We start from the raw sequence: 11833 nt of genomic DNA, 5'->3' as shown, positions 1-11833 counted from the left end.
GGGTGCTGGAGTGCGCTCGAAGGCAAGTCAGAGCTCAGCGGATCCCCATCTCGGCCCAGATGATCTTCCCGTCCCCGGTGTACCGGACGCCCCATCGATCGGCGAGCTGGGACACCAGGAAGAGCCCACGACCGCCCTCGTCCGTGCTCCTGGCGTGCCTCAGGCGCGGGGCCGTGCTGCTGCCGTCGGAGACCTCGCAGGTCAGACGGGCGTCACGGAGCAGCCGCAGCCGTATGGGCTGGGCGGCGTAGCGGATGGCGTTGGTGACGAGTTCGCTCACCACGAGTTCCGTGGTCATGGCCGGTCCCGCGCCGAGGCCCCAGTCCTCGACCTGGCGGGTGGCGAGGGCGCGCAAGGTGGCGACGGCGGCCGGGTCGGGGGGTACGTCCCAGGAGGCGACCCGGTCGGCTCCGAGGGCGCGGGCGCGGGCCAGGAGCAGGGCGATGTCGTCGTGCTGCGGCGCGGGCACGAGCCGCCGCACCGCGGAGCCGCACAGGGCGTCCAGGTCCTCGCCGGTGCGGGCGAGCACCTCCCCGAGCCGGCGCATGCCGCGTTCGACGTCGTGGTCGCAGCCCTCGATGAGTCCGTTGGTGTACAGGCCGAAGAGGCTGTTCTCGGCCAGTTCGATCTCGGTGGCCTCGAAGGCCATGCCGCCCAGCCCGAGCGGGGGTCCGGCGGGGATGTCGGGGAAGCCGGCGTGCCCGTCGGGGGTCACGACGACGGGCGGCGGGTGTCCGGCCCGGGCCATCGCGCACCGCCTGGTCACCGGGTCGTAGACGGCGTACAGGCAGGTCGCGCCGATGAAGGTGCTGCGGGCGCCGGTGCCGGCGGCCGCCTCCTCGTCGCTCAGCCGGAACACGAGGTCGTCGAGGTGGGCGAGCAGTTCGTCGGGGGGCATCTCCATCGCGGCGAGGGTCTGCACCGCGGTGCGCAGCCGGCCCATGCTCGCCGCCGCGGTGATGCCGTGGCCCACGACGTCGCCGATGACCAGGCCGACCCGGGCCCCGGACAGCGGGATCAGGTCGAACCAGTCGCCGCCGACGCCTCCGGAGGGGTCGGCCGGCAGATAGGAGGAGGCCACGTCGAGGGCGGTGCCGCCGGTCAGGGCGGGGGGCAGCAGGCTGCGCTGCAGGGTGATGGCCGCCGTGTGCTCCCGGGTGTAGCGGCGGGCGTTGTCGACGCACACCGCCGCGCGGGCCACCAGTTCCCGCGCCACCAGGACGTCGTCGGGGCCGAAGGAGACGGGGTTGAGGGAGCGGGCGAACGTGGTGAGGCCGAGGACGGTGTCCCGGGCCCGCATCGGCACCGCGATGAGTGAGTGCAGGCCATGGGCGCGGATGCGTTCCGCGCGCTCGGGTCCCCGGGTGGCCCACAGCTTCTCGGACGGGTCGAGGACCGGGATGAGCAGCGGATCGCCGTCGATGACCAGCCGTGCGTCCCGGGGCGGCGGGAGGAATTCGACCCGCTCGCCGACCCGGACGACGGCCTCGGGGCTGCCCTGCCGCACCGAGCGCACGGCAGCCCGGCGCATCACGGGCCAGGCGGGCGCGGGCCCCGCGTCGGTCAGCCATGCCCCGTGGCCCTCGGTGCTGAGCACGGGTTCCAGCAGGTCGACGACGACGAAGTCGGCGAAGCGCGGAACGGCGAAGTCGGCGAGTTCCTGGGCAGTCCGCATCACGTCGAGCGTGGTGCCGATGCTGGTGCCGGCCTCGTTGACCATGGTCAGCAGCTGCCGGGCGTTCCAGCGTTCGGTGACGTCCTGGACCATGTAGCAGACGCCGGTGGTGGCGTCACCGGCGCCGGTGAGGGGGAAGAACGAGGTCGAGTAGGCGTGCCGGCGGTGGGGGTCGGCCCAGCTCCAGCCGACGTACTCGTAGTCGGTCACCGGGACGCCCGTGGCGAGCACCTTGCGCATCAGGCTCTCCAGGGCCTCCGCCTGCAGGCCGGGCAGCAGCTCGCTCAGCCGCCGCCCGTACCGCTCGGCTTTGGGGACCCCGCCGAAGCGTTCGAGGGTGTCGTTCACCCACACATAGCGCAACTCGGTGTCCATGACGGCCATGCCGACCGGCGCCCGGGTCAGGAAGCCGTCCAGGACGGACTGGTCCATCGTCCAGCGCTGCCCCTGTTCGCGGGCGGAGACCAGGAAGCACTCGGTGCCGCCGATGCGGAACGGCGCCGAGACCCGCAACTCGACGACGACGCTGTGGCCGTCCCGGTGCCGTACGGAGATCTGCCCGCTCCAGCCGTTTCCGGCACGGCACCGCTGCACGATGCCGGTGAGCCGTACCGGGTCCTCGGCCATGGCGAGCAGACGCGCGGCGGGGACGCCCACGACGTCCTGTGCCGCGTGCCCGAGCAACGCTTCGGCGCCACGGGTCCAGCCGACCACGAGGCCGCGTTCGGATATCACCGCGGCCGCGTCGCCGGACGCGTCGAAGACGTCGTCAGGTCCCCGGGGCGTGGCTGCGCCGGAGTTCTCACGCGCACTGTCCATCAGATCCACCCATACACCACTATGGGCCTGTTTGTTCGTTGATGTGCAAGGATGCGAGGGCGGGGACCGGTGCGCTCGGGCTCCTCGCCCTCCGGTTGGGCCGGGCCAGTGCCGGGGGGACCATGGAAGCACCGGTCGTCAGCGCCCGTGCCCGCCCGCTGGAGGTGAGAACCGGCATGGCTGTGGACTCCTTCGAAGCCGGCAACGAGGAGCAGGGCGAGGGGCTGCCCCGGCCGACCGGGCTGCTGGACGTGCTGAGCGTGGCCGCGGTCGCCCTGGACACCCGCGGCCGCATCGTCTTCTGGACCCCGCAGGCCGAGGAACTCTTCGGCTACTCCGCGCAGGAGGCCCTCGGCAAGCCCGCGGCGCCGCTGCTGGTGCACCCCGAGCATCTGCAGGCCGTGATGAGCCTGTTCGCCGAGGTGCTGGAGACCGGCCGGGGCTGGGCCGGCGCGTTCCCCGTGCGGCACAAGGACGGCAGCTGCCGGCTGACGGAGTTCCGGACCATGCGGCTGCTGGACGACCTCGGGGACGTCTACGCCCTGGGGATCGCGGCCGACCACAGCCTGCTGCAGCGGGTCGAGACCGACCTGGCCCTGTGCGAGCGGCTCATCAACCAGTCCCCCATCGGACTGGCCCTGCTCGATCCCGACCTGCGGTACCTCCTGGTCAACCCGGCGCTGGAGCGGATCGACGGACTGCGCGCCGAGGACCACATCGGCCGTCAGCTCAGGGAGACCCTGCCCTTCCCGGACGTCGACACCGTCGAGGCGGCGCTGCGCCAGGTGATCACCACGGGCACGCCGCTGCTGGACCAGTTCCATGTGGGCCGTCCCCCGGTCGATCCCGGCCATGAGCACGCCTGGTCGCTGTCCTTCTACCGGTTGGAGGATCCCGGCGGCCGGGTCCTGGGCGCGGCCGTCTCGGTCGTCGACGTCACCGAGCGGCACCGGGCGGCCGCCGAGGCCGACCGGGCGCGGCGGCGCCTCGCGCTCATCGCGGACGCCTCCGCGCGGGTGGGCACCGCGCTGGACGTGGAGCAGACCGCCCGTGAACTGGCGGAGATCGCGGCGCCCGCGCTGGCCGACGTGGTCGCCGTGGACATCCTCGACTCCGCCCTGTCCTGCCGCCGTATGCGCCGCCCGGACAACGGCCCCGAGATCTTCCGCGCCCTCGCCCTGAAGGCGGCCCATCCCACGGTCGCCGTGCGCGCCGCCGACTCGCCCGGCGACGTCGCCCGCTACGACGGCGACCGGCTGGTGACGCTGTGCGTCCACACCGGGCGGCCGGTTCTGCTCCGGCATGTCGGGCCGCACGATCTGCCGCGCATCGCCCGGGACGCCGAGGCCGGCGCCCTGCTCGCCGAGGCCGGCGTCCACTCGTACCTCGCCGTGCCGCTCATCGCCCACGGCGAGGTGCTGGGCGCGCTGGACCTGAAGCGGACCCGCACTCCGGAGCCGTTCGACGAGGACGACGTGGTCCTCGCCACCGAACTCGCCGGCCGGGCCGCGGTGGCCATCGACAACGCCCGCTGGTTCCAGAGCGTGCGCAACACCGCCCTCACCCTGCAGCGCAGTCTGCTGCCCGACCACCCCCCGCACCACACGGGCCTGGAGCTCGCCTCCCGCTACCAGCCCGCGCAGGCCACGAGCGAGGTCGGCGGGGACTGGTACGACGTCATCCCGCTGGACCAGGAGAAGACGGCCCTGGTGGTGGGCGACGTCATGGGCAACGGCATCGACGCGGCCGCCACCATGGGCCGGCTGCGCACCGCGACCTGCGCCTACGCCGACCTCGACCTCGACCCCGGCGCGGTGCTCCAGCACCTGGACCGGATCACCTGCGATCTGGAGCACTACATCGTCACCTGCCTGTACGCGGTGTACGACCCCGCCACGGGGCAGGCCTGCGTCGCCAACGCCGGACACATGCCCCCGGCCCTCGCCCGGCCCGGTGACGCACCGAGGCTGCTGGAGCTGCCGGCCGCGGCGCCGCTCGGCGTCGGCGGCGTCCGGTTCGGGACCACGACGGTCGAACTGCGCCCCGGTGACGTGCTGGTCCTCTACACCGACGGCCTCGTGGAGACCCGTCAGCACGCCATCGACGACCGGCTGAACACGCTGCTGGACCTTCTCGACGAGCCGCAGCGGCCGTTGGAGGAGACCTGTGACGTGCTGCTGTACGGCCTGCGCCATCCCGACGACCACGACGACGTGGCACTGCTCGTCGCCCGGGCTCTGTAGCCGGCGCCGGGTCGGCCGCGCCGCCGAGCCCGCCCTCTGCGTTGGTCAGCGCTGGCTCGCGGGACTGCCCGGCAAGGGGGGCCGGCTGCCCTCGCACGAGTAGACGATCTCCACGGCTCCGCCGGGCAGGGCGCGCTCGCCGGCGAAGGCGAGTCCGAGGGACGGGTCGACCGTGGGCGTCAGCCGCATGCCGCCGCCGAACAGCAGCGGCACGACGACCAGTTCCAGCGTGTCCAGGGCGCCGAGGGCGTGGAAGGCCTGGATGGTGCGCGGTCCTCCGACGAGGTGGACGTCGCCTCCCCGGTTGGCGGCACGGATCTTCCCCAGCAGCCGCTCCGGGTCGCTGTCGCTGACGACGTGGTCGGGGGTGCCGGCCGGGCGGCGCGAGGCGAGCACGAACACGTCGAGGTCCGGCCAGGGCCAGCGGTCGTTGGTCAGCGCGGGTTCGAAGGTGGTCCGGCCCATGACCGCCGCCTCGCATCCGGCGAGGAACTCCCGGATGCCGTGGCTCTCGCCGGAGACGAAGGCGGGGTCGGCCGTGTGGGCGGGCCACCCGGCCGGCGTGGTGACATAGCCGTCGGCGCTGATGGCCTGGCGGGCTCGGATCTTCATGGTCGGCTCCCGTTCGTGTTCGTCCTCGCGGCACCGGTCGTGCCTCCATCCAAGCGTCGAACGGGACGCGCGCGCTTCGACACGACGCCGGGAAATATCTCCGCGCCGTCGGTGAGGGGCTCGGCTGCTTGTCATGTCCTCCCCCGCCGTGGCAGGATCCGGCGAGTCCGGCAAGCGCGTCCGATCACTCGTCACGAAGGACTGAGGTCCATGGTTCCGGCGTCCCCCAGCGGCCGCCGTCGGTACTGAGCCGTCTGCCCAACGGCGGCTTTGCCCAGTACCGTTCGCGTCTCCTCACGGCGGCCCGACGACGCGGTGTCCCGCACACCGCCCGCCTCCTCCCGGAGGCCGTTCCCGTATGCCCGGCCGTGCCCGGCTCCCCGCAGCCCATGGCCGCTGTCACCGTGAGGTCTTCGTCGTGCGCACCGATGTCCAGCGTTTCACCGTCGCCCACCTCCTGCGCCGCCCGGCGGCGTGTGAAGTCGGCGGCTTCGTCGTGGGGTTCGACCCCTCGACGACCAGCCCGTACGTCAACTACGCCACCCCCTTCCCCGGCGCCGAGCCCACCGACCGCGACATCGCCGGCCTGATCGCCGCGTTCCGTGAGCGCGGGCTGAGGCCCCGGCTGGAGTTCGCCCCGGACGCCGCCCCGGCCGTGGAACCCGCGCTGCGCCGGGCCGGTTTCGGCACCGAGGCGGTCCATGAGTACCTGGTCTGTACGCCCGCCACGCTGGTCGCGCCGGGCGCCGGCCCCGGCTCGGCGGACCCGGTGGACGTGGCGGCCCCGGCCACGGACGCGGACTACACCGCGATCGACACCGCGCTGGCCGAGGCGTTCGGCGGCCAGTGGGCGCCCTCACCGGAGGGCGCGGCACGGTTGCGGCGCACCGAGGAGGGCGGCGGGGCCGTCCGTTTCGTCCGCGCCGGGGACGGAGGCTGCGCCGGCGGCGCGCTCTGCTCCGCGCTCGCCGAGGGCACGGCCGAACTGGCGGGCGTGGGCACGCTCCCCGCGTACCGGGGGCGTGGCATCGCCGCGGCGGTCACCGCCGCTTTGGCCGGCACCCTGTTCGGCCGGGGCGCGGCGTCCGTGTGGCTGGAGTACTCGGGCGAGGGCTCCCGCCGGGTGTACGAGCGGGTCGGCTTCCGGCCCGGCGGCACGCGCCTGTACGTCTCGCTCGACGGGTGACGCCCCATGGCCTCCGGTGTCCTGGCCGGCGTGGGGTCAGTCCCGGTCCTGCACCCGCCGGCCGGCGTGACGCACCGGTGTTCTGGCCCGCGTGGGTTCAGTCCTCTGCGGGCAGGGGATGCGGCGATCGTGCGGGCGGCGCCGGCCGGGGCGTGAGCCGGAGCGGCCGTCAGGCCCGCCGCCGCGCCCGGTACAGGTCGCGGAGGAGGGCGATCTCCGCGCCGTGGTGCAGCACTTCCTGGTTCACCCACCACACGATGTCGAGGAAGGGCTCCTCCGCGTCGCTGCCGTAGGGGTAGGAGCAGTGTCCGACCGTGTCGAGCGCCGCGTCGTCGGCGCTCAGCAGTGCCCGCCGCCAGGCGGCGGCGCCGTGCTCGAAGGCGGCGATCGCGGCGGCGGCGTCCCCGCTGACGGGGTGGTTCTCCCGGGTCGCCGAGCGGCTCCCGGCGGTGTGGTCGGCGCGCAGGGCGAGCATCTCGGTGAGGTGGCTCAGCCGCCAGGCGAGGGTCGTGACGGGCGGTGGCCACGGGTGCGGATACGGCGCCGCGTCCCGCCCCCACGGGCCGGCGCCGGCGAGGAAGGCCGCCCGCGGCCCCGGCCCGTCGGCGCGGGGCCTGACCGTCCAGCAGCCGGGCACCGGTTGCCAGAGGTACTCGTCGTCGGTCAGGGGCTCCACCTTGGTGTCCGCGCCGTCGCCGCTGTCCATGAAGGGTCCGGCCAGCCGGCGAAGGAGCCGCTCGGAGGCGAAGTCGAACTGGTCCAGCAGGGGGCGGAGCCGGGGCGGTGTCGTCGTCATCGGGGACTCCTGGCTGGAGGTACCGGCCGCCCGGCGGGGGCGGACTGCTGCCGGCGCGCAGCCTGCCACAGCCGCCCCGCGAGGCGCGCTCTGTTTTTTCACCGTGCGGCCCGGCGCCGCAGGTTCCCTTCGGCGGTCAGCGGCGTGCCGCGTACCGATCGGTGGCGGCCACCAGCGCCTGCGCCATCCCCGGCGCCCCGGCGGTGTGGCCGGTGTCGTCCACGATCACCAACTCGCTGTCCGGCCAGGCGTGGTGGAGCCGCCAGACGATGCCGAGCAGGTTGCCGAAGTCGAGGGCGCCCTGGACGAGGGTGCCCGGGATGCCGTTGAGCAGGTGGGCGTCGCGCAGCACCACGCCTTCGTCGTTGCCGTCGCCGAGGAAGTGGTCGTTGCCCCAGTAGTGCGTGACGGTGCGGGCGAAGCCCACGCGGAAGACCGGATCCTCGTAGCGGGCGACGGAGCGCGGCGGCGCGGGAATCGTGGCGGTCTCCCAGTCGGTCCAGGCGCGCGCGGCCCGTTCCCGCACCTCGGGGTCGGGGGATTCGAGCAGCCGGTTGTAGGCGGCGGCGAGGTTGCCGTCGCGCTCGTCGGCGGGCAGCTGGGACGTGAACCGCTCGAAGGCGTCCGGGAAGATCCGGCCGAGCCCCCGGGTCAGCAGCTCGACCTCGGCGTTCGATCCGGTGGCGACACCGGTGAGCACCAGCTCGGTGACGAGGCCCGGGTGGGTCTGCGCGTAGCGCAGTGCGAGCACCGCCCCCCAGGACACGCCCCACACCAGCCACCGTTCGATGCCCAGGTGCCGGCGCAGCAGTTCCAGGTCGGCCATGAGCCGGTCCGTGGTGTTGACGCTCATGTCGGTGTCGGGGCGGCTCGCGTGCGGGGTGGAGCGGCCGCAGCCGCGCTGGTCGAGCAGGACGATCCGGTAGGCGGCCGGGTCGAACAGGCGCCGGGGGTACGGCGTACAGCCCGATCCCGGTCCGCCGTGCAGGACGACGGCGGGCTTGCCGTCGGGGTTGCCGCAGGTCTCCCAGTAGACATGGTTGCCGTCGCCCACGTCGAGCATGCCGTGCGCGTAGGGTTCGATCTCCGGATACAGGGACATTTGGGCACTTTAGGCTTCGCGGGGCCCCTTCGGCGAGCGGTCCGCGTGCCGCGCGCTCACAGCTGGCGTCGTACGCCGGCCTCCCGTTCGGTCCGGTCCAGTTGGTGGCCGAGGTCGCCCTGCAGGGACGTGCGCGCGCGGCCCCGGCGGCCCAGCGGGAGGACGGTGCGCTGGGCGGAGTCCTCCAGCAGCAGGGCGAAGCCGCCGTACAGGGCGAACGCGGCCAGGACCACGCCGGTCCAGCCGGCCGCGGTGCGCAGGACGGCCCCGCCGCCGGCGTCGTACACGCCGGTCAGGGCGAAGCGGCAGGCGCCGATGAGCAGCAGCACCGCGAACAGCGGCTTGCCGGGCAGCGCGGCGGCGCTCAGCAGGAGCATGAGCGGGGCGACGCTCAGCAGGAACACGGCCAGGGCGGGGCTGGGCTGTCCCGGCGGCCCGGACAGGGAGACCAGCGCGTTGCCGGCCCACGCGCAGCCCAGCACCGACAGGCCGCACGCGGCGCCGCCGTCGCGGGCCAGGAACGCCAGCAGGCCGGAGACCAGCTCCAGGGGCACGACGAACACCAGGACGAGCAGCATCACCGGCCGGCTCTGCGCCGGCGGCACCCACTGCAGCTGCACGGCGGTGAGCAGGATGCTGCCGGTGCCGAAGGCGAAGAAGCCCAGCGGCAGGCTGCTGGCCAGCGGCCTGAGCATGATCCTCGTCAGGGCCTCGGGCCGCGGCGGTTCCGTGGCCGTGTCGTACGTCCGCGCTGCTGGTGGCGGCATCCGGATCACCCCGTCCTCGGGCCTGGGCCGGTCCATCGGTCGTACGACACGGGGTACCCCGTTCGCCACGGTGTCCTCCGCCCCCTGCGCGCCGTTGACCTCGACGGCATCTGTCGCGAAGACGCCCCGGAATTGTCCGTGATCGGTAACAGCCGGATCCCGCGATCAACCCCGGCCGTCCTGACAGGTGCACGGAACGCGGGTGCACAACAGCACACGGACACGGCAGGAAACGGGGCGGGGCATGGCGCGGCACACGGGACGGGGCTGGTACGGCAGGATGCTCGCGGCGGCGGTCGGGGTCACGGCGGTGGCGGCCGCCACCTCGGTGTGGACGGCGCAGGCGGGCCAGCCGGGCGGCGGCCCGTCCCGGCCGGGCGTCGCGGCCCGGCACGCCGCGCCGGCGGCGGCCCCGGTGTCCGCCGAGATCGTCCACGCCTCGGACGGCGGCGCGCACGCGGTCAACATCACCATCGACGACGGCCCGGACCCGGTGTGGACCCCGCAGGTGCTTCAAGTGCTGCGGGAGAACGGCGTGAAGGCGACGTTCTGCATGATCGGACCGCAGGCCGCGGCGCACCCGGAACTGGTCCGGCAGGTGGTGGCCGCCGGGCACCGGCTGTGCGACCACACGGTGTCGCACGACACCACGATGGACAAGAAGCCCGAGGCCTACCAGTCGCAGGAGATCCTGCAGGCCGAGCGGCAGATCACCCAGGCGTCCGGCGGCGTACGGCCGATGTACTACCGGGCGCCGGGCGGCGCGTTCACCCCGTACAGCCGGCACCTGGCGGCCTCTCACGGGATGCGTCCGCTCGGCTGGAACGTGGACTCCAAGGACTTCGAGCGGCCGGGCACCACCGCCATCGTCAGCACCGTCGAGGGCGAGCTGGCCAACGGGCCGACCGTCCTGTTCCACGACGCGGGCGGTGACCGCTCGCAGACCGTCGCCGCGCTGCGCACCCTGCTGCCGTGGCTGAAGCAGCAGGGGTACGCGTTCGGCTTCCCGGTGCGCTGAACGGCCCGCCGGCAAGGGGGTCTTCGGCCGCCAGGGCCCGCACCGGCACACCGGTCCGCGAGCCGCCTTCTTCGCCGTGGCCCCGGCGGTGTCCGGCCACGAGCCGGTGAACCCCGGGGGAAATCTTGGTCACCGAAGTCCCGGGACGCCTGTTCGTATCCGGAGGAATGCCTACCATGAGGCCGCTGCGTACGACGTCGTCCCGGAAAGGCTCGCCATGCCGTTGCCTCGCCTCGGCACGCGGTCCGTTCGTCTCCGGACGGCCCCCGCCGTGTTCGTCGTCCTCGCCGTGACCCTCGCGGGCACGCTGCTGGCGTTCTCCCTCGGCGGGGCACGGCCCGGACGGGCCGCCGGCCAATCCTCCGGGCACATCGTCATCGACGTGTCGGAGAGCCGCTGCGGCCGCGGCTGGACCCGGCCCGAGCCCGGGGTGCACACCTTCGACCTGCGCAACACCTCCGACGCCGGCGCCGAGGTCTACCTGGAGGATCCCGCCAGCCAGACGGTGTACGGCGAGGTGGAGGGCATCGGCCCCGGTACGACACGGCAGTTGACGGTACGCCTCGGCAAGGGCGCGTACGCCTTCAAGTGCGTGCCGGACGACGCCGACGCCGCGACCGGGCCCACCGTGCACATCGCCGGCGGGCAGCGCGGGCCGGGCGCCGCGCCGGTCTCGGAGCACGATCTGATCCCGCCCGCCCTCGCCTACCAGAAGTGGGTCGGCGGCGGACTCGACGAGACCGTCCGGCTGGCGACGAGGCTCCGGGACGCGATCGACCGGGGCGATCTCGCCGCCGCCCGCTCGGCCTGGCTGCCGGCGCACCTGGAGTACGAGCGGCTGGGCGCGGCGTACGACGCCTTCGGCGACGCGGACGCGGCGATCAACGGCACCGACGCCGGCCTGCCCGGCGGAGTGCACGACAAGGACTTCGCCGGCTTCCACCGCGTCGAGTACGGGCTGTGGCACGGTGAGTCCGCCGCCGGGCTGCGCGCCCCGGCGGCGGCGCTGGTGAAGGCTCTGACCGGGCTGCGCGACACCTGGTCGCAGGCCCGCATGGACCCCGCCCAGCTGGGGCTGCGCGCGCACGAGATCCTGGAGAACACCGTGCAGTTCGAGCTGACCGGCCGCACCGACTACGGCAGCGGCAGCAACCTGGCCACCGCCCGCGCCAATCTGGACGGCACCCGCGAGGTGCTGTCCCGGATCGAGCCGCTGCTGAAAACGCGGTACGCCGGTCTGCCCGAACTCGACAAGGAGTTGAACCGCGCCCAGCACACCCTCGACGGGTTCCGCCACCAAGGGTCCTGGACCCCGCTGGACCGTCTCGGCCGCGCCCAGCGGGAGGACGTGAACGCGGTGTTCGGCGACCTGGTGGAGCGGCTGGCGTCGGTGGCGACCCTGTGCGACCCGCGGAGGACCGTGTGAGCGGCATCGCGCGAGCCGGGTCAACGGACGGACCCGGCACCGGCCCTCAGGAGGGACCGGAGAGGCCGGGCACCAGCCGTCACGAGGGGCCGGACAGGACCGGCACCAGCAGCCACCAGGCACCGGGCAGGACCGACACCGCCCGTCATCAGACACCTGACAGAACCGGCACCGCCCCGCACGAAGGAC

At 73.9% G+C, this 11833-nt stretch carries 9 protein-coding genes; 4 read left to right on the top strand and 5 right to left on the bottom strand.

Annotated features, from left to right (window positions below; translation table 11 throughout):
• Positions 1 to 34 precede the first annotated feature (34 nt).
• Positions 35 to 2494 (bottom strand): SpoIIE family protein phosphatase, encoded by a 2460-nt coding sequence (locus AB0950_RS21735; protein WP_366779231.1) that lies wholly within the window; start codon positions 2492 to 2494, stop codon positions 35 to 37.
• Positions 2495 to 2670: 176 nt separating this feature from the next.
• Here AB0950_RS21735 and AB0950_RS21730 point away from each other — a divergent pair, with 176 nt between their 5' ends.
• Complete coding sequence (locus AB0950_RS21730) at positions 2671 to 4737, top strand: SpoIIE family protein phosphatase (RefSeq protein ID WP_366779230.1); 2067 nt, start codon at positions 2671 to 2673, stop codon at positions 4735 to 4737.
• Positions 4738 to 4782: 45 nt separating this feature from the next.
• Here the strand turns inward: AB0950_RS21730 and AB0950_RS21725 are convergent, their stop codons facing one another.
• Positions 4783 to 5349, bottom strand: coding sequence for a dihydrofolate reductase family protein (locus AB0950_RS21725; RefSeq protein WP_360156212.1), 567 nt, complete (start codon positions 5347 to 5349; stop codon positions 4783 to 4785).
• A 418-nt stretch (positions 5350 to 5767) separates the two neighbouring features.
• Here AB0950_RS21725 and AB0950_RS21720 point away from each other — a divergent pair, with 418 nt between their 5' ends.
• Positions 5768 to 6535: a GNAT family N-acetyltransferase gene (locus tag AB0950_RS21720; protein WP_360156215.1), complete on the top strand. Its 768-nt coding sequence runs from the start codon at positions 5768 to 5770 to the stop codon at positions 6533 to 6535.
• Positions 6536 to 6704: 169 nt separating this feature from the next.
• On the opposite strand, the gene AB0950_RS21715 is transcribed toward AB0950_RS21720, so the two are convergent.
• The 3 genes from AB0950_RS21715 to AB0950_RS21705 all read right to left on the bottom strand — a co-directional run bounded on the left by AB0950_RS21715 (position 6705) and on the right by AB0950_RS21705 (position 9236).
• Positions 6705 to 7331, bottom strand: coding sequence for a DinB family protein (locus AB0950_RS21715; protein WP_360156218.1), 627 nt, complete (start codon positions 7329 to 7331; stop codon positions 6705 to 6707).
• Between the two features lie 136 nt (positions 7332 to 7467).
• A complete protein-coding gene (gene pip, locus AB0950_RS21710; protein ID WP_360156221.1) occupies positions 7468 to 8433 on the bottom strand; it encodes a prolyl aminopeptidase in 966 nt (321 codons plus the stop codon).
• A 56-nt stretch (positions 8434 to 8489) separates the two neighbouring features.
• Entirely contained in the window at positions 8490 to 9236 is a 747-nt protein-coding gene (locus AB0950_RS21705) for a GPR1/FUN34/YaaH family transporter (RefSeq protein WP_366779229.1), read from the bottom strand.
• A gap of 208 nt (positions 9237 to 9444) precedes the next feature.
• Here AB0950_RS21705 and AB0950_RS21700 point away from each other — a divergent pair, with 208 nt between their 5' ends.
• Together AB0950_RS21700 and AB0950_RS21695 are read left to right on the top strand one after the other, a co-directional pair.
• Positions 9445 to 10218 carry a polysaccharide deacetylase family protein gene (locus tag AB0950_RS21700; RefSeq protein ID WP_360156225.1) on the top strand — a complete coding sequence of 258 codons (774 nt, stop codon included), beginning with the start codon at positions 9445 to 9447 and terminating at the stop codon, positions 10216 to 10218.
• A gap of 217 nt (positions 10219 to 10435) precedes the next feature.
• Entirely contained in the window at positions 10436 to 11644 is a 1209-nt protein-coding gene (locus AB0950_RS21695; protein ID WP_366779228.1) for an EfeM/EfeO family lipoprotein, read from the top strand.
• The last annotated feature ends 189 nt before the right edge of the window (positions 11645 to 11833 follow it).

This window comes from Streptomyces sp. NPDC007189 (genome assembly GCF_040703635.1).
GTDB lineage: Bacteria > Actinomycetota > Actinomycetes > Streptomycetales > Streptomycetaceae > Streptomyces.
This window is presented reverse-complemented; position numbering and strand designations above follow the sequence as displayed.